Raw genomic sequence first — 17505 nt, forward strand, 5'->3', positions numbered from 1 at the left:
TGAGGGGATCAGATCGAAATCAGATGGCAAGGCTATCCTCCAGGTTGTGGGCGATGGCGAGGCTCTTGTCGGTGCGGCACTTCTCGTGCACACGCTCGGGCCAGTAGCGCAGGGCGAGATGAGCCCAGTCGTAGTTTCCCTTCTCGAGCTTCTTCCACACGTTCTCGGGCTCGTCCCACGGAACCACCGCGTGAAGCGGTGCCAGGTTGATCACCCTCTCTGCCAACCTCGGTGAGGCATTCGCTACCTTGGAGATTACTGAAGGAGGGCGAAGGGTGGAGAACGATGGACGGAGAGAGGAATGGGATGACATCGTCGAAGATGGAGGAGGTGACCCCGGGACGCGAGGAGCGTAGCGACGAGCGGCACGGGGTCACGGCCGCGGCCCGCCCGCCGGCGCCGGATCCGGAGGTTGCGGCGAAGGCGACGAGGCGGCGCTTCACCGCGGCGTACAAGCTGTCGATCGTTGAGGAGGCGGACGCCTGCGAGACGCCGGGGGAGATTGGAGCGTTGCTGCGGCGCGAGGGACTGTACAGTTCGCACCTCTCGATGTGGAGGAAGGCGGCGCGGGAGGGGTCGCTGCGGGGGCTGGCGAAGAGACGCGGACCGAAGCCCTCGGGCGGGAAGCGGGAGGCGAGGAAGGTGCAGACGCTGGAGCGGGAGGTTGCGCGGTTGCGCGAGGAACTCCGCAAGGCGCGCATCATCATCGATGTCCAGGGAAAAGTTGCGGGGCTGCTGGGCGTGAGCCCCGGGGACGGGAAGCGCTCTTGAGCGCGGCCGGAGGCTTGGCCGGGCACGTGGGCGTACGCGCGGCGTGCGAGGCCCTCGGGGTCGCGCGCGCCACGTTCTACCGTCGCCGGAGGCCGAAGACCGGGCAGCGGCAGCCCCGGCCGGCTCCTGCCCGGGCCCTGGACGCGACGGAGCGGGCGGAGGTCTTCCGTGTGCTGTGCTCGCCGCGCTTCGCCGACCGCGCGCCGGCGGAAGTGTACGCGACGCTGCTGGACGAGGGCGTCTATCTGTGTTCGGAGCGGACGATGTACCGGATCCTGGCCGGGAAGGAGGCGGTTCGGGAGCGGCGGGCGCAGCGCAGCCATCCCAACCACCCGAAGCCCGAGGTGGTGGCCAGGGCACCCAACGAGGTGTGGTCCTGGGACATCACCCGGCTGCTGGGGCCGGAGAAGTGGCGGTACTTCCATCTGTACGTGATCCTGGACATCTACAGCCGCTACGCCACCGGATGGATGGTGGCGGAGCGGGAGACCGCGGGGCTGGCCGGACACTTGATCGGGGAGACGTGTCTCAAGCACGGTGTGCGGGGAGTGTGCTGATTTCTGTGTAAATGGCCATGGAGTAGACTCTGGAAGCGGGAGGAGACCATGGCGAGGAAGAAGGATGCGACGGAGCGGGAGGTAGACGAGCTTCTCGACAGCCTGCTGGAGGGCCGCAGCCCGGAAGAGATCATGGGCGGAGGCGGTCTTCTGGAGGCGCTGACGAAGCGGGTGGTGGAGCGGGCGCTGGAGGGAGAGCTCACCGACCACCTGGGCTACGAGAAGCACGCGAGAGAGGGCCGCAACGGCGGCAACTCGCGCAACGGCCGTACGCGGAAGCGAGTGAAGACGGACACGTCGGAGTTCGAGATCGAGGTGCCTCGGGACCGTGATTCGACGTTCGACCCGAAGTTCGTCAGGAAGGGCCAGCGTCGGCTGGGCGGGTTCGACGAGAAGGTGATCGCGCTGTACGCGCGGGGCATGACGACGCGGGAGATCCAGGGTCACCTGAAGGAGCTGTACAAGGTGGAGGTCTCACCGTCGCTGATCTCGGCGGTGACCGACGCGGTCCTGGAGGACGTGAAGGCGTGGCAGGGCCGGCCGTTGGATACGGTGTACCCGATCGTGTATCTGGACGCGATCCACGTGAAGGTGCGTTCCCGGGGCCACGTCCGGACGCACGCGGTCTACCTTGCCCTGGCCCTGACGCTCGAGGGCAACAAGGAGCTGTTGGGGCTGTGGGTGGGCGAAGCGGAGGGGGCGAAGTTCTGGCTCTCGGTCCTCACCGAACTCAAGAACCGGGGGGTCGAGGACATCCTGATCGCAGCGATCGACGGCCTCAAGGGCTTTCCCGAGGCGATCGAGTCGGTGTTCCCGAAGACGCAGGTCCAGCTCTGCATCGTGCATCTGGTGCGCGGCTCGCTCCGGTTCGTCGCCTGGAAGGAGCGCAAGGCGGTCGCCAGGGACTTGCGGGCCATCTACAGGGCTCCGAGCCTGGAGGCGGCCGAGACGGCGCTGGAGGCCTTTTCTCAGCGCTGGGACGAGCGCTTCCCCATGATCAGCCGGAAGTGGCGGGCGAACTGGGCGAACCTGACCCCGTTCTTCGATTATCCGCCCGAGATCCGCAAGGTCATGTACACGACGAACGCGATCGAGGCCCTGAACGCGCAGCTCACGAAGGTGACGAGGAAGCGCGGCGCGTTCCCAACCCCGGAGGCGGTCAGGAAAGTGCTGTACCTTGCGATCGAGAGGGCGTCACAGCGCTGGACCCGGCCGGGAGTGTGCTGATTTCTGTGTAAATGGCCATGGAGTAGACTCTGGAAGCGGGAGGAGACCATGGCGAGGAAGAAGGATGCGACGGAGCGGGAGGTAGACGAGCTTCTCGACAGCCTGCTGGAGGGCCGCAGCCCGGAAGAGATCATGGGCGGAGGCGGTCTTCTGGAGGCGCTGACGAAGCGGGTGGTGGAGCGGGCGCTGGAGGGAGAGCTCACCGACCACCTGGGCTACGAGAAGCACGCGAGAGAGGGCCGCAACGGCGGCAACTCGCGCAACGGCCGTACGCGGAAGCGAGTGAAGACGGACACGTCGGAGTTCGAGATCGAGGTGCCTCGGGACCGTGATTCGACGTTCGACCCGAAGTTCGTCAGGAAGGGCCAGCGTCGGCTGGGCGGGTTCGACGAGAAGGTGATCGCGCTGTACGCGCGGGGCATGACGACGCGGGAGATCCAGGGTCACCTGAAGGAGCTGTACAAGGTGGAGGTCTCACCGTCGCTGATCTCGGCGGTGACCGACGCGGTCCTGGAGGACGTGAAGGCGTGGCAGGGCCGGCCGTTGGATACGGTGTACCCGATCGTGTATCTGGACGCGATCCACGTGAAGGTGCGTTCCCGGGGCCACGTCCGGACGCACGCGGTCTACCTTGCCCTGGCCCTGACGCTCGAGGGCAACAAGGAGCTGTTGGGGCTGTGGGTGGGCGAAGCGGAGGGGGCGAAGTTCTGGCTCTCGGTCCTCACCGAACTCAAGAACCGGGGGGTCGAGGACATCCTGATCGCAGCGATCGACGGCCTCAAGGGCTTTCCCGAGGCGATCGAGTCGGTGTTCCCGAAGACGCAGGTCCAGCTCTGCATCGTGCATCTGGTGCGCGGCTCGCTCCGGTTCGTCGCCTGGAAGGAGCGCAAGGCGGTCGCCAGGGACTTGCGGGCCATCTACAGGGCTCCGAGCCTGGAGGCGGCCGAGACGGCGCTGGAGGCCTTTTCTCAGCGCTGGGACGAGCGCTTCCCCATGATCAGCCGGAAGTGGCGGGCGAACTGGGCGAACCTGACCCCGTTCTTCGATTATCCGCCCGAGATCCGCAAGGTCATGTACACGACGAACGCGATCGAGGCCCTGAACGCGCAGCTCACGAAGGTGACGAGGAAGCGCGGCGCGTTCCCAACCCCGGAGGCGGTCAGGAAAGTGCTGTACCTTGCGATCGAGAGGGCGTCACAGCGCTGGACCCGGCCCGTTCAGGACTGGACCGGCGCCCTGAACCACCTGTCGATCGTGTTCGAGGGCCGAGTGCCCGTATGAGTGCGAGGGCCATTTACACAGAAAATCTGACAGTCCCGACCCGGCCCGTTCAGGACTGGACCGGCGCCCTGAACCACCTGTCGATCGTGTTCGAGGGCCGAGTGCCCGTATGAGTGCGAGGGCCATTTACACAGAAAATCTGACAGTCCCCTGGCCGGACACTTGATCGGGGAGACGTGTCTCAAGCACGGTGTGCGGCCCCGGGTGCTCACGCTGCATTCGGACCGGGGATCTCCCATGACGGCCAAGTGCACGGCGCAGCTCCTGGCCGACCTGGGCGTCACCCAGTCGCTGAGTCGTCCCCGGGTCTCGAACGACAATCCCTACTCGGAAGCGCAGTTCAAGACCGTAAAGTACCACCCGGGCTTCCCGGGCCGGTTCGCCGACATCGAGGAGGCGAAGGACTTTTGCCGCACCTTCTTCCAATGGTACAACACCGAACACCGCCACGGCGGCATCGGCCTGCTCACGCCCCGGCAAGTCCACCTCGGCCGCGCCCCCGAGGTGATCGCGCACCGGCAGAACGTGCTGGCCGCGGCCTACGCCGCCCGCCCCGACCGCTTCGTGGGAGGCCCGCCGAGGGCCGCCGAACTCCCGGACGAAGTCTGGATCAACCGCGCACTCCCCATCACGTCGGCCAACGCCGCAGGACCGGCCGCCGGCGGGGAAATGGAGGGCTCACTAAACTGAATCGGCAAGTGTCTCACAATCGTTGGCAGGTTCCGGCCTTCAAGCCCCTCGTCAACCGCGATTTTCTCCCAGGGAGCCTTGTTCAACCGACCATCAATCCGTCCGCGCTCCTCTGCCCACAGCACCAGCACTGGCACGAACGGATCAACCATGTGCGCCAAGCCATTCAACGTTGCTGCGGGCAGCGAGACCTCCAGCGAGATTGCCAACCACAGCGCCCAGGAAACTTCGCTGCCGTGACCTAAACGAGCGTGAATCCTGATGAGGTAAGAGCACAGTTCTCGCACGCCCGGCTCATCAATCGTCAAGCCGCCGCCGCGAGCTCGTGCCAACTCGGTCGTTACGTATCGTAGCGTTCCGGGTTCGGACGCGGCACACTGCAAGAGAATGTCCTGGTAGACCGGCCACGAGTCCTCCTGGATATCCACACCGTGGACGATGGAGATCGCGTAACGCAAGACGCTCTTGTCTGGGTGCTGGTGCACGAGTTCAAACGCTCGGCTAAACAACGCGAGCAGGTCATCTGCTCCAACGCTCCTGAGCGTATTCGTCCACGCGTCTTGAAGCACATCGGGAAGCTTGACGACGCGCGTCTTTCGCTCGTTCAACTGAAGTTCATACTTGAGTAGAGTGGATTGAAGCTCGGCCAAGGCCTTCTCGGCAGCAGAGCGAGACACAAAAGCAAGCTCGTAGTCATCTACGGCCCGGAAGCCCTGCAGTGGTTCTCCCATGGCTTGTTGGAAACGGACGTCCACTGCACTCAAGACAACTTCGGCCAAGACATGCGACGTTGCCGGGCCGATCGGGATGCCCACGGATTGCCCGTCCTGCATTCGCCTGGAGAGAAAATCTAGTCTATCACCAACGAGATCCTCTCGCGTCCTACGCGGCTTCCGCAAATTAGTCTTCACCTTGGCTCTGCCTTCGATAGCCCACGCGATTGAGTGCGTGTAGATCGATGGATAGCAGCGCTGAACATCCGCGTACAACAAATACGCTGCGTTCCGGCGGTGGTGAGCCCTCAGCTTCGGGTAGTCAGACAGTTTGTACTCACGAGCTATTGCCGGATCCGCGTCCCCGTCTTCGCGTAGCGTTGGTCGCGATACCGAGAGCTGGCTCCGCTTCATGAGGTTTGTCAGGCCCTCCCAGTTGAGCGCGACCTCGCGGCATAGTGCGAAGTATATCGCTGGGTGGGGTACGGCCAGCGGACGCCGCAGCCGACCAACTCCCGCGAGGTTGTGACGTGCAAGGGGACGCCGGAGTGTATTGTGTCTTGTCATCTCGCTCGGGAGGTCTGCGTCAATCGGTGTATCGCCGAAGGAGTTGATCACGAAACACTGCGGGACCTCCCGAGGAAAGAAACCATGGGTTAGCAGATGCCTTAGAACCCGTGCCGGTGTGTCTCCCTCATCGACACCTGTGGTTGATTGAACTGCTGTCGGCTTATCCATAGGCGTGGAGAATAGGCAAGGCGCGGGGTTGGAATCTGGAAGTCTCGTGACGGTCGTTGGCCAGCAAGTTGACGCGGAGATGGTAGCGGGCTCGACGGGCGGCCTCAAGGGTTGGGCCGGAGCCCCGTTGTGAGGAGGACCGGGAGCTCTCGGGGAAGGGGCTGTCAATGGGGCATCGCAAGGTGTCACACGTCGGGTGAAGACGAGCAGGAAGGGTCACAGCGGTCACGACCTCGTCACCGAGACGGCCATGTTGGCCGTGAGCGCGGGATGGCCGGCGGCCGGTAGGACGTCGCGGCCCGAAATGCTACGGCGGCCATTTCCGCTTGAAGGGTCCGCGGGCCGCTCTCGGCCGTACGTGGGGCCGCACTTCGTCTCACCCTCCGCCGTCGCTGGGCCCAGGGAAGTTGGTTTAGCGCCGTCCCCTGCCGGGGCTGCTGCTTCGCCGAGGTCGCTCCCCGAGGAGCGCTCGGTGGCACCACCTGGCGGCGGATCGTCCATGAGGTCGCTCAACAACGGGTCCGAGGGAAAAGATCAAGGCTTCGCGGCCGGGGAGCATGGGCCCGGGTAGAGTTGGTGAAGCACCGTCCCTTCCAGGGCCGCTGCTTCACCGAGCTCGCGCCCAGCGGGGCGCTCGGTTGAACCACCGAGGCGACTTGGCCGTCCGTGAGGTCGGTCGAGTTAGGGGCTGGGGCGAAGGGTTGGATCCCGTGAAAGGAGGTATGGGCCCGGGTAGATTTGAACTACCGACCTCACGCTTATCAGGCGTGCGCTCTAACCAGGCTGAGCTACGGGCCCCGAAGAAGACCGGCGCGCGACCGTTCCGTGCTGAGGGAGGGTCGGGCGCCGGGCGGGGTCCATCCTAAGGATACGGCGCGGCGCGTTCAAGTTTCCTAGGCGCCGGGGATTCTGCTCTTGGGCTCGTCATCTCCCATCGGGTGTCATTCTCGATCGCAATCGACAGTTGCCACCCGCAGGTCGACCATGACGACCCTAACCATCGGAGGGCCCGTTCCCGGCCGTGGGGGTGCTACACATTGGGCCAGAGAGAGAGCCGGTCGAGGCTTGATGACCGGGGAGCGTGGGCCCGGGTAGAGTTGGTGTAGCACCGTCCTCTGCCGAGGCCGCTGCTTCACCGAGCTCGCGCCCAGCGGGGCGCTCGGTTGGCGAAGCACCGACCTCACGCTTATCAGGCGTGCGCTCTAACCAACTGAGCTACAGGCCCCAACTGAAGTTACGAGATTTCGAGGTGAAGTTCCAGCTAATTGACTCCCGCTAATTGAGCTGGGAACGAACTCTCCGCCGATGCCCAAGGGCCTTCCTGAGCTGGTCCTCGTCGGCCCTCTGGTAGCGCAGACTGCCAAAGCCTCGAATCACGGCAAGGAATCACGTAAGTCAAACTGGGACTGCACGATCTGCCATTCTTGCCGTTGCGAGATATCGAATTCCATCGAGTCGCGATGGCGGGGAATCCCTAATCGAATGGCGGGAATCCCCAAGCATCGTCCGATACCGTTTGGGGCACCAGAGAAGGCCAATCGACGTAAGCTGTTCCAGCGTTCACGACCCCTTCACGCTTCTTCGGCTGATCTTCAGGAAATCGTCGATGAGCGCCATCAATTCGTGGATGGTCGCCGATCCGCCGCCGATCAGCCCCGCTGTCAACACGACATCCGTGAACTGGAACACAGCTTGCTGGAGCGGCGGAGTGCCTCCGCCGAGCTCGAAGATCGTGCCGAGAAGCCGGACTCCAGACAGAGATACCATGAATCCGAACGTCAAACCGAGGAGGAGTGCGCGCTTCTGGGTGCCTGCCCTGTATTCCTGCAACTTGCTGTCGGCCGCCGCCCTACCTTCTTCCGCCGCTTGCACTTTCTCCTCCTCGAGGCGGGATTTCCCGCCTTGCCGCCATGCCTTGATGAGAACCTCAAGTGAGCGCTCCACAAACAGGGCGATGATGTAGAGGATTCCCAGCTGGCCGAACGCCCTTAGGAACGGGTTTCCGTCTACCGCTACGTTGACCGGCGTCAGGGAATCACCCGCCAGAAAGATGACGACCGCCAGCACCACGGCGAGCAGGATCATCCAGGTCGGTCCGATGTTGATTTCTTGTTCCATACTGTGCCTCTGGATTCTCCGGCGGTCTTCCGACAGCCGCGTCGGACCATGATTGCCGGGCCGCAGAACTCCAAACGTAGCAGCTTGGGACGTCCCGTGGCGCGCCATGGGTGCCTCTTGATCTTCCAGAGAGCGCACCTCTCGGTAGGCTTGCTGGCTGAAGAAGGCCGATCGGCGTGGCCAACCCCAGACCCGCATCCTCGACCGTTGGCCCGGAGTCCGTGTCATTCGCGCACCGGGGGACTACCTTTGGTCCGGCTCGCGGCGTGCCGAAGTGCGCCGCGATCACTGGACGGTCCGGAAACATCTTCACACGAATCGAAGGAACCGCTGGTGCCACCCAAGATCCAACTCCGCGAAGGCCAGATACTGACCGGACCCTCGTTCAGCGAACCGATGCTGGTAGAGCTGGAGCGCCAGCGGGCGGTCACCCTGCAAGGGGTGGAGCGACTCGCGAGCGCGCTGGTGCTGCCGCCCCCCGAGAGCGATGTGCTCGATCTCCGCCGGATACGCCCGCACCCCGAGACCGAAATGACGGCCATGCGGGTGGCGATGGAGCACGAGGAAGCGAAGGGACGGAAGGTCTACGATGTCCACAAGGAGAATCTGGGCTACGATGTGACCAGCCTCGATCTCCAGACCGGCGAGTTGCGGCTGATCGAGATGAAGGGGCTCGCCGCGCCTGGGGGGAGCATCCTGCTTACGCCGAACGAGCGGCGCGTGGCCGAGGACCGCCGCGACTGCTACTGGCTGTATGTGGTGACGAACTGTGCGAGCGCCCCGGAGTTGCAGGAGCCGATCCGGGATCCCGCCCGCTTCCCGTGGCACGAGGTGAAGAAGGTTCAGCACTACTGGATGGACGTGACGGCAATGACCGGGCCGATGCCTGCGGCAGGCGGCGATGACCCGGACGGCGGCTCGCCGGCATGAAGAAGCCCGTGCCATCCACCGGGGAGGCTGCCAGGTACGAGGCGATCTTTGGCGAGGTCTCCGAGATCGTTGAGGCCGCCCGGCGGTCGGCGGCCCGTTCCGTGAACGCGGCGATGACCGCCGCGTACTGGCTGATCGGACGGCAGATCGCCGAACTCGAACAGGAGGGGAGGAGCCGGGCGGAGTACGGCAAGGAGACCGTCGAGCGGCTCGCGGCCGACCTCTCGGCGCGGTACGGCAGGGGCTTCTCGGTCCGTAACGTCTGGCTCATGCGCGCGTTCTACCTCGCTTGGCCAATTGTGCAGACACCGTCTGCAGAATCTCTGCTGGATGCCATCCGGTCACGTTTTCCGCTCCCGTGGTCCGCCTATGTTCGGCTGCTCTCGGTCCAGAACGAGCGCGCCCGAACCTTCTATGAGGCTGAAGCGCTTTGCGGAGGCTGGACCGTCCGCCAGCTGAACCGCCAGATCAACAGCCAGTTCTACGAGCGGACCGCGCTTTCGAGGAACAAGGCCGCACTGCTCGCCGAGGGCGGCGAGGCGCGTCCCGGGGACGGTATTCTGCCGGAGGAAGAGATCAAGGACCCGTTCGTTCTCGAATTCCTCGATCTGAAGGACGAGTACTCCGAGACCGATCTTGAGGAGGCACTGATCCGCCACCTTGAAGCCTTCCTCCTGGAGCTGGGCGGGGACTTCTGCTTCATCGCGCGGCAACGGCGGCTGCGCATCGGCGACGAGTGGTATCGCGTCGATCTGCTGTTCTTTCACCGCCGCCTGCGGTGCCTCGTGGTCATCGACCTGAAGATCGGCAAGTTCACCCATGCGGATGCCGGGCAGATGCACCTCTACCTGAACTACGCCCGGGAGCACTGGGTCCGCCGGGAAGAGAACCCCCCGGTCGGACTGATCCTCTGCGCTCAAAAGGATGCAGCCGTTGCGCGGTATGCGCTGGATGGCCTACCCAACAAGGTCATGGCAGCCGAGTACCGGACCACGTTGCCGGACGAGGAACTCCTCGCTTCGGAGATCGAACGCACGCGGACGATGCTCGTCGCGGGTGCGCCATCCGACGCTCCAGATGGCCGATCCTCCGCAGCCGAAGGATCGGCAAGCTCCAGGGCGCTTCGACCAATGCGGTCCGAAACGACGAGTAAGCCCCCCCAATAGGACCCCCCTAAACAGAACCCAATAAGACCCGGGGTCTCATCAGGGGTCTCATTCGTCCTCGACGGACTCAGGCGCACGTCTCCACCGATCCGTTCGACCGTGACCCGCGGACACTGCCAGCCTGCGGGTCTTCAAACGCTGCCAAGGCCCTCTTCACCTGACGTTCGCTGGCGCTCAGGGCTAACTGGGCACGGGTCTTACGCAGCGCCAAGCCGTCGTCCGCTTGATCCACCAAGGCAAGCATCGCCCCTTGCCGTTCGATCAGAGCGCGCCGCAACGGCACGGCCTGCCCAAGCCGGAAGCACACGGTCACACAGTCGTCGCGTTCCTCGATCTCCGACCGTGGCAATCCGGCGGATGTCGCCAGCTCTGCCATCTTGAGCGTTCCTCGGCCCCACTCCTCAATGATGCCGCACCGATAGAACGTGCGCGCAATCAGCGGGTTCCACGGTCTCGACTCGTGCGGCCCGAACAGCGCGGCCGGAGTTAGGCCGAAATGCAACGGCCCGGTCGAGGTGACCTCGAGGCGGTCGTCGTACGCCGCGGGCCCAACCGAACCGCCGCCGAGCGCATTATCCCGGTGGCACAGGGCGTTCGCCACTCGGGCACATCGGAGTGACCCGGTCCCGGCTCCCGTGACCGCCAGCGGCTATCCTTCTTGGTCCGGCGGACGGGAGCACCATCGCCTCCTGTTCCGTCAATTCGACGGCCTGCCCGAACGATCTTCAACCGCTATTCTTATGATTCCCCGCCTGATGCGGACTCTCGCGAAGATTCGGGCCGATGTCCTGGCCGTGGAGAGGGGAGTACGGGCTGCGGGGCAAGATCTAGAGGAGGCAAGCTGTGACGCTGGACAATTCTCAGAGACATCTTCGAGATGGCGGACAGATTCTCAAGACGCGCGACGATCAGGTCCCAGTTTTCCCAGCGCGCAATGGCGGAGCTGAGGAGACGACCAAGCCGTTCAAGCTACCCAATGACGCAACGTCCTCCTGGATAAGTGCCAACGAACCCTTCGGCCCGGAGAAACTGCGTCCCAGGATCGAGCCCTGGCTTACAGCGCTAGTCCAGTCCGAGCATCTTTCGCTACTCCTTGGTTCCGGCCTGACGCACGCCGCACATGCAATCGCGACGGAGGATGTGCTTCCTGGGATGGGCGCGATCAGGTTCGACATATTGCACGAGGAAATCGCGGCGGACGCCAAGCGCGCTTCTGAGCTTGCAGGGCGCGACATCGGGAACTTCGAGGACCAAGTACGTGCTGCCAATGAGTTGCTCCGCGGCCTTGAGATCATCGCTTCAACGAAGCCGATCGTTGCTCCAGAGCATGAGCAGATCGAGGGCGTACGAAGAGGCTTGAAGGTCGCCTTGGGCTCATTCGCGCACTCGATACTCGAAGGAGAGCGACAGCTCGTCTCGGCTTCCGCCGAGAAACGCGAGCGGGCGTTCAATCACCTCGTCAGCTTCCTCATGAGCTTCGCGAGCCGGTCCGGCACGCGCGAGCGGCTGCATCTGTTCACGACGAACTATGACCGCTATGTGGAAGCTGCCTCGGATGTGGCGGGGCTGCGGCTGATCGATCGGTTCGTGGGCACGTTGGCGCCGGTGTTCCGTGCGTCACGCCTCAATGTAGACCTCCACTACAACCCGCCCGGCATCCGAGGCGAGCCGCGCTACCTGGAGGGCGTTGCCCGATTCACGAAGCTGCACGGCTCGGTTGACTGGATGGACTGCGGTCGGACGATTCGCCGGATCGGGCTGCCGTTCGGTGCCAAGGACGCCACCCCCTACCTGACAGGGGCGGGGTTGAGAGGAGCTGATGCGATGCAGCTGATGATCTACCCGAACGCCGCCAAGGATCGGGAAACAGCAGCGCACCCTTACGTCGAGCTGTTTCGGGACTTCGCTGCGGCCATCTGCCGGCCGAACAGCACGGTCGTCTGCTACGGCTACGGATTTGGCGACGAGCACATCAATCGAGTTCTCGAGGACATGCTGACCATTCCATCGACGCACCTTGTGATCATCGCTTACGGCGATCCTCTTCGCCGGATCATGGACACCTACGAGAAGCTGGGCCGCCACGCCCAGGTCACACTCCTGATCGGCGACCACCTCGGCGACCTCCAGGCGCTCGTTGACCACTATCTGCCCAAGCCGGCGATCGACCGCACAACCTTCCGAATGGCCGAGCTACTGAAAACTCGGTGGACCGTAGCCCAGGGTGAGGACGACAGAACGGGCACGGCTCCGGCGGACGAAGCAGGCGCGGGCAGATGAGCGAAGCTCCCTTCGAACATGCAGGAAGTCTCCGGATCGGTGCGGTCGACTTCGTCTCTCCAGACGAGATCAAGGTCGCCCTCGATATCGAGGCGCCCGAGTCCGTTGCGCTGAACACGGGTGGTCTGAGGCCTTTCCCACGAGTCAACGGCTACCTATTGGTCCCGGTGGACGACGGATTTCTCGTCGGCCAGACGGAGTGGATCACGGTAGAACGCTCGCCATTCCCGAAGCGTCGTGGGATGCAGGACTTCGGCCTCGTAGATTTGCCATACCCGCTGCGCAGGCTACGCCTCAATCCGCTGGGTACCTTGCGAGCTGGAGAATATGAGGAGGCCCACGTCTTCCGCCGGGGTGCTGACTTGTTGCCGTCGGTCGGCACCGCAGTCGTCCTGCCGACCGAAACGCAGCTCCGCTCGATCGTGGAATCCGGCGAAAGGCGGCGGGTCAAGATCGGCACAAGCCCGCTTGCCGGAGACGTGGAGGTCCGTGTCGATCCGAACCGGCTGTTCGGGCGCCATCTCGCCGTCCTTGGCAACACCGGCAGCGGCAAGTCTTGTTCCGTTGCCGGGCTCATTCGATGGAGCCTCGAACAGGCCGCGCTGTCACGCGGAGATGGGCGACCCAACGCCCGATTCATCGTGCTCGACCCTAACGGAGAGTATTCACGGGCATTCGGCGGCGACGAAACGATCAAGGCCCGAATCTTCAAGGTGAATCCCGCTGATGACGAGATCGCACTCAAGGTACCGCTGTGGTTTTGGAACAGCGCGGAATGGTGCTCATTTACGCAGGCAAGCCCAAGAACGCAGCGGCCGACGCTGATGTACGCTCTTCGACACGTTCGGGACGGTCACACAGAGCCAACGCCGGATGCCAGCCACGAGATGCGCCGCTTTCTCCGCACGCTCGTGATGACCATCCGCATCGAGCAGAACGCGGGCAGCCCTTGGGGCTCGTTCCCAAGACCAAAGGCATTTTTCGAAAAGCTGGAAAAGTGGAAGGTGGGGTTGGATGCGGATCTTGGATCCTTCACAGGTAGCCAACAGCAGAGACTTCAAGCGTTTGTCGACAAGATCGAAACGCTCTGCGTGCCTCGCCGGATTCTGTACGCCAATCAGGACTTCACTCGCCAAGAGATCCTCGATCTATTAGCAGTCGCTAGCAGCGCCCATTCTGCCTTTGGCGGCACAGACGCAGACGTGATTCCCGCGGATGTCGATACTCCCCGCCCCTTTGATGGCGCTTCCTTACTGCGAGGTGTCGAGGCAGCCGGCGAGATGCTGAATGTCTCCGAGTACATCGAGACTCTCCTCCTGCGAATCCGATCGCTACTCACAGACACTCGAATGAAACCAGTGGTGGGAGATGCAGCCGACATAAAACTGGACGAGTGGCTGGAGAACTACATCGGAATGGACAATGCCGATAAGGGATGTGTTTCGATAATCGACCTGTCTCTTGTGCCTGCCGAAGTCGTTCACGTCGTCACTGCGGTCATCGCTCGCATCACCTTCGAGGCGCTGCAGCGCTACGCAAAGCTGAATAGTGTCACTCTCCCCACGGTGATGGTGATGGAGGAGGCGCACACGTTCATCAAGCGTTACAAGGAGGATGTCGAAAACCAAGACGCGGCGACCGTCTGCTGCCAAGTCTTCGAGCGCATCGCTCGCGAGGGGAGGAAATTTGGCCTTGGCCTTGTGCTGTCATCCCAACGACCGTCTGGAGCTGTCCCGCTTTCACGGACGGTTAGTTTCTGTGGTTGATCGTCTCGGGCTCTTCTCCTTTCGGCCTCTCTCAGGCGCTCGGGAGAGGACGTCCGTGCGCGCCGCCGGTGCGCCTCAGGCCGCATGGTTCCTCTCGTAGTCTGCCGGCGACTCGTAGCCGAGTGCGGAGTGCAGCCGCCGGGTGTTGTAGAAGCCCTCGATGAAGCCGAAGACCTCCCGTCGCGCCTCGTCCGCCGTGCGGAAGGAGCGCTTCCAGATCAGCTCGCACTCGAGCGTCGCGAAGAACGACTCGCACATGGCGTTGTCGTACGCATCGCCCGCCGAGCCCATGGACTGGGCGATGCCCGACTCGCGACAGCGCTCCCCGAAGGCGAGCGAGGTGTACTGCGAGCCCCTGTCGGAGTGATGGACGATGCGCCCCCGGGGACGACGGCGCGCGAGGGCCATCGACAGCGCGGCCTCGACGAGTTCGGTCCGCATGTGCGTCGCCATGGCCCAGCCGACGACGCGACGGCTCCAGACGTCGAGCACAACGGCCAGGTACAGCCAGCCCGCCCAAGTGGGCACATACGTGATGTCGGCCACCCACAGCTCGTCGGGCCCGGAGGCCGAGAAGTCCCGCCTCACCAGGTCCGGCGCGGGCCGGGCCTCGGTGTCCCTCTTCGTCGTCGCCGTCTTGAAACGCCGCCTGGTCGCGCCCTCGATCCCCAAGCCCCTCATCAGCCGCCCCACGCGCTTCTGGCCCACCCGCTCGCCCTCGGCCCTGAGCGTCGCGTGGATCCGCGGACGGCCGTACGTCTCGCCGCTCCCGGTCCAGATCGCCCCGATCCGCGCCTCGAGTTGCGCGTCCCGCCGCGCGCGGTCCGAGGCAGGACGCTTGAGCCAGTCGTAGTAGCCGCTGGGGGAGAGACCCAGCACCCGGCACATGGCCCGAAGCGGAAACTCGGCCCGGTGCGCCTTCATGAACGCGTACCCCCGCCGGGGATCGATCCGCTCTCCTGCGCGGGGCACCGCCGCGCAGCGGTGGTCAGGCCGCGGCTTTTTTTAGGATGTCCCGCTCCATCCTGAGCCGCTTGTTCTCACGCTCCAGGCGCCGCAGTTCGTTGCGCGCCTCCGTCGTCAGCCCGTCGCTACGGAACCCCTCGTCCACGTCCGCCCGCCGGACCCAGTTCCGGATCGTCTGCTCCGACGGATCGAACTCCCGGGCGAGTGACGCGGCGCTACGCCCGCTCCTCGCCAGTTCCACCAGCCGCTCCCTGTACTCGGACGGATACCGCCCCTGCCGGCCCGCCATAGGACACCTCCTTGCTTGACCCCAATGGATAGGTGTCCGTCAAAGCGGGGCAACTCCACGTCCGATCTCTCTCCCACGGTGCTATCGCAGTGTAACACACACCTTGTCAACGGCGGGCGAAAATGTGACACATGCGGCGGGTGAAAATGTGACACCCGGCCGGAGGGGACGAGCCTCAAGGTGACGTCTCGGCCTCCGTGGTCGAGGGGTTGTTGCGGAGGGTGTTGAAGACATCGGCGTGCTGCCTCATGCGGTAGCTGTTACCGCGGATGTTGACGATGTGGCAGTGGTGGAGCAGCCGGTCGATCAGTGCGGTGGCCATGACCTCGTCGCCGAAGATGCGGCCCCACTCCTCGAAGCTCTGGTTGGAGGTGAGGATGGTGGAGCCGGTCTCGTAGCGCCGGTTGACGAGTTGGAAGAAGAGCGTGGCTCCGGTGCGCGAGATGGGGACGTATCCGATCTCGTCGACGATCAACAGGGCCGGGTGGGTGAGGACCTTGAGCCGTTGCTGGAGTCGGCCTGCGGCCTGTGCCTCCTCGAGAGAGGTGATGAGGTCGGCCAGGGCGCCGTAGTAGATGCGCCGTCCGCGCTCGGCGGTGGCGACGGCGAGCGAGATGGCCAGATGGGTCTTCCCGACGCCCGGGGGCCCGAGGAAGACGACGTTCTCCTTGCGGTCGAGGAAGGAGAGTTCGTGCAGGGAGTCGATCTGCTCGCGCTTGATCGAGGGCTGGAAGCTGAAGTCGAAGTCGGCCAGGGTCTTCACGGCTGGGAGCCGGGAGGCGCGCATGGCGGCCTGGAGCCTGCGGTTGTTGCGCAGGTCGATCTGGGCGGCGAGGAGCTTCTCGATCGCCTCGGCGGCGGTGAAGCGGCCTCCGTCGACGCTGGAGAGGATGGGGTCGAGGGCCTCGAGCGCGCCGGGGAGCTTGAGGTCGGCGAGCTGGGCACGGATCCGGTCGCGGCGGCTTGGCCGCTTGGCGGGCGTCACGAGACCCCCGCGGCGAGGCGGTCGTACTCGGCCAGGGGACGCCGTTCGATGGTGACCCGGGGCACCGAGGCGAGCCGGCGAACCTTCTCGGGCTCCCGTTCGGCGGGCAGCGCGAGCGAGTGGTAGGGCCGGTGGGCGAGCGGCCTGAGCACTTGGCGCTCGTCGCGTTCGAACCGTTCGGCGGGCCGCTCTCGCGTGGTGCCGTGGATCCGGACGTTGGCCACGCTCCCGAGCCACCACTCGGCCTGCGCGTTCAGGTCCGCGTCGCCGGCGAAGCTGCGACCGTAGGTGAAGCTCTTGCGAACGTAGCCGATGGGGCGCTCGACCTTCCCCTTCGTCTTCGCCCGGTAGGGCCGGCAGGCCCTGGGCCGGAAGCCCCAGTGTGCGGCGAAGCGGAGGAACTCGGCGTTCTCGGTCACGCGGCCGCCCTCGCCCCTCAGATCCCGGATGATCACGCTCTTCATCTGGTCGAACAGGAGCTCCCGCGGCACGCCTCCGAAGAAGCCGAAGGCCGCCTCCAGACCCTTGAGCAGCGTCGACATGTCCTGCCGCGGGTAGAACCGGAGCCACAACAGCCGCGAGTAGCCGAGCACGACCAGAAGCAGGTAGCGGCGGCCCCACGGGAAGCGGAAGTGGGCGAAGTCCACCTGGCCCTGCACTCCCGGGTCCGTCTCGAACCGCACGAGAGGGTCGGCCGGAGCACGGGGCCGGACCTTCCGGACGTACTCCCTGAGCTGCGTGTAGCCGCCGGGGTATCCCGCTGCACGGATCTCCGCCAGCAGCCGGACCGCCGTCAGTTCCGGATACTCCTCAAGCCGCTCCCGCACGATCGCCTTGTACGGATCCAGCTTCGTGGGCACCGGGGGCCGCGGACCGTAGCGGACCTCCTCGAGGTCCCGGTCCAGCTCCCCCTCGTTGATCCAGCGATAGATCGTCTGACGGCTGATCCCCAGTTCGCGGGAGATCTCCGTCACCGTCAGTCCTTCGTCCAGGTAGTGTCGCAAAAGCACGCGTCGCTCCCATCCGAT

13 protein-coding genes, 2 tRNA genes and 2 pseudogenes are annotated in these 17505 nt (G+C 64.6%); 9 read left to right on the top strand and 8 right to left on the bottom strand.

The genetic code is table 11. The features are described from left to right. Window positions 1-19: 19 nt before the first annotated feature. Window positions 20-214 carry a hypothetical protein gene (locus tag ACOOGH_RS01575; protein WP_420447244.1) on the bottom strand — a complete coding sequence of 65 codons (195 nt, stop codon included), beginning with the start codon at window positions 212-214 and terminating at the stop codon, window positions 20-22. Window positions 215-306: 92 nt separating this feature from the next. Between ACOOGH_RS01575 and ACOOGH_RS01580 the strand changes: the two genes are divergently transcribed. The 5 genes and pseudogenes from ACOOGH_RS01580 to ACOOGH_RS01600 form a co-directional block, all read left to right on the top strand. Beyond that, a complete protein-coding gene (locus ACOOGH_RS01580) occupies window positions 307-771 on the top strand; it encodes a transposase (protein WP_420447245.1) in 465 nt (154 codons plus the stop codon). Further along, a complete protein-coding gene (locus tag ACOOGH_RS01585; RefSeq protein ID WP_420447246.1) occupies window positions 768-1328 on the top strand; it encodes a DDE-type integrase/transposase/recombinase in 561 nt (186 codons plus the stop codon). Before ACOOGH_RS01580 ends, ACOOGH_RS01585 begins: the two co-directional genes overlap by 4 nt. Window positions 1329-1376: 48 nt before the next feature. Further along, window positions 1377-2555 (top strand): IS256 family transposase, encoded by a 1179-nt coding sequence (locus ACOOGH_RS01590; RefSeq protein ID WP_420447247.1) that lies wholly within the window; start codon window positions 1377-1379, stop codon window positions 2553-2555. 48 nt (window positions 2556-2603) lie between these two features. After that, window positions 2604-3836 carry an IS256 family transposase gene (locus ACOOGH_RS01595; protein ID WP_420438216.1) on the top strand — a complete coding sequence of 411 codons (1233 nt, stop codon included), beginning with the start codon at window positions 2604-2606 and terminating at the stop codon, window positions 3834-3836. 162 nt (window positions 3837-3998) lie between these two features. Continuing rightward, window positions 3999-4526, top strand: a pseudogene (locus tag ACOOGH_RS01600) (transposase); the annotation flags it as partial. 2174 nt (window positions 4527-6700) lie between these two features. Here the strand turns inward: ACOOGH_RS01600 and ACOOGH_RS01605 are convergent. The 3 genes from ACOOGH_RS01605 to ACOOGH_RS01615 all read right to left on the bottom strand — a co-directional run bounded on the left by ACOOGH_RS01605 (window position 6701) and on the right by ACOOGH_RS01615 (window position 8062). Beyond that, window positions 6701-6775, bottom strand: a tRNA-Ile gene (locus ACOOGH_RS01605). 284 nt (window positions 6776-7059) lie between these two features. Further along, window positions 7060-7202 (bottom strand) — tRNA-Ile (locus ACOOGH_RS01610). Window positions 7203-7537: 335 nt separating this feature from the next. Continuing rightward, window positions 7538-8062, bottom strand: a complete 525-nt coding sequence (locus ACOOGH_RS01615) for a hypothetical protein (RefSeq protein WP_420447248.1) — start codon at window positions 8060-8062, stop codon at window positions 7538-7540. A 366-nt stretch (window positions 8063-8428) separates the two neighbouring features. Here ACOOGH_RS01615 and ACOOGH_RS01620 point away from each other — a divergent pair, with 366 nt between their 5' ends. Both ACOOGH_RS01620 and ACOOGH_RS01625 read left to right on the top strand, forming a co-directional pair. Continuing rightward, window positions 8429-9025 (top strand): DUF3883 domain-containing protein, encoded by a 597-nt coding sequence (locus ACOOGH_RS01620; RefSeq protein WP_420447249.1) that lies wholly within the window; start codon window positions 8429-8431, stop codon window positions 9023-9025. Further along, window positions 9022-10191 carry a PDDEXK nuclease domain-containing protein gene (locus ACOOGH_RS01625; RefSeq protein WP_420447250.1) on the top strand — a complete coding sequence of 390 codons (1170 nt, stop codon included), beginning with the start codon at window positions 9022-9024 and terminating at the stop codon, window positions 10189-10191. Before ACOOGH_RS01620 ends, ACOOGH_RS01625 begins: the two co-directional genes overlap by 4 nt. A gap of 67 nt (window positions 10192-10258) precedes the next feature. On the opposite strand, the gene ACOOGH_RS01630 is transcribed toward ACOOGH_RS01625, so the two are convergent. Further along, window positions 10259-10792: an ATP-binding protein gene (locus ACOOGH_RS01630; RefSeq protein WP_420447251.1), complete on the bottom strand. Its 534-nt coding sequence runs from the start codon at window positions 10790-10792 to the stop codon at window positions 10259-10261. Window positions 10793-11034: 242 nt separating this feature from the next. Here ACOOGH_RS01630 and ACOOGH_RS01635 point away from each other — a divergent pair, with 242 nt between their 5' ends. Next, window positions 11035-12471, top strand: a complete 1437-nt coding sequence (locus tag ACOOGH_RS01635; RefSeq protein ID WP_420447252.1) for an SIR2 family protein — start codon at window positions 11035-11037, stop codon at window positions 12469-12471. Further along, the gene (locus ACOOGH_RS01640; RefSeq protein ID WP_420447253.1) at window positions 12468-14237 is read left to right on the top strand and encodes an ATP-binding protein; all 1770 of its coding nucleotides are present in this window, start codon (window positions 12468-12470) and stop codon (window positions 14235-14237) included. Before ACOOGH_RS01635 ends, ACOOGH_RS01640 begins: the two co-directional genes overlap by 4 nt. A 75-nt stretch (window positions 14238-14312) precedes the next feature. Here the strand turns inward: ACOOGH_RS01640 and ACOOGH_RS01645 are convergent. From ACOOGH_RS01645 to istA, 3 genes and pseudogenes are all read right to left on the bottom strand, one after another. Further along, window positions 14313-15492 (bottom strand): annotated as a pseudogene (locus ACOOGH_RS01645) (IS3 family transposase). Between the two features lie 175 nt (window positions 15493-15667). Further along, on the bottom strand, window positions 15668-16477 hold the full coding sequence (gene istB / locus ACOOGH_RS01650; protein WP_420447254.1) for an IS21-like element helper ATPase IstB: 810 nt from the start codon (window positions 16475-16477) through the stop codon (window positions 15668-15670). After that, window positions 16474-17487 (bottom strand): IS21 family transposase, encoded by a 1014-nt coding sequence (istA, locus tag ACOOGH_RS01655; protein WP_420447255.1) that lies wholly within the window; start codon window positions 17485-17487, stop codon window positions 16474-16476. The genes istB and istA overlap by 4 nt, the downstream gene beginning before the upstream one ends. Window positions 17488-17505 lie beyond the last annotated feature (18 nt).

Origin of the sequence: Candidatus Palauibacter sp., from assembly GCF_965213655.1 — a bacterium.
Classification (GTDB): domain Bacteria; phylum Gemmatimonadota; class Gemmatimonadetes; order Palauibacterales; family Palauibacteraceae; genus Palauibacter.

Excerpts from the sequence above, each read along its gene's own strand:
- ACOOGH_RS01580 (WP_420447245.1), top strand. The coding sequence starts at position 307 with ATGACATCGTCGAAGATGGAGGAGGTGACCCCGGGACGCGAGGAGCGT.
- ACOOGH_RS01590 (WP_420447247.1), top strand. The coding sequence starts at position 1,377 with ATGGCGAGGAAGAAGGATGCGACGGAGCGGGAGGTAGACGAGCTTCTC.
- ACOOGH_RS01595 (WP_420438216.1), top strand. The coding sequence starts at position 2,604 with ATGGCGAGGAAGAAGGATGCGACGGAGCGGGAGGTAGACGAGCTTCTC.
- ACOOGH_RS01615 (WP_420447248.1), bottom strand. The coding sequence starts at position 8,062 with ATGATCCTGCTCGCCGTGGTGCTGGCGGTCGTCATCTTTCTGGCGGGT.
- ACOOGH_RS01625 (WP_420447250.1), top strand. The coding sequence starts at position 9,022 with ATGAAGAAGCCCGTGCCATCCACCGGGGAGGCTGCCAGGTACGAGGCG.
- ACOOGH_RS01640 (WP_420447253.1), top strand. The coding sequence starts at position 12,468 with ATGAGCGAAGCTCCCTTCGAACATGCAGGAAGTCTCCGGATCGGTGCG.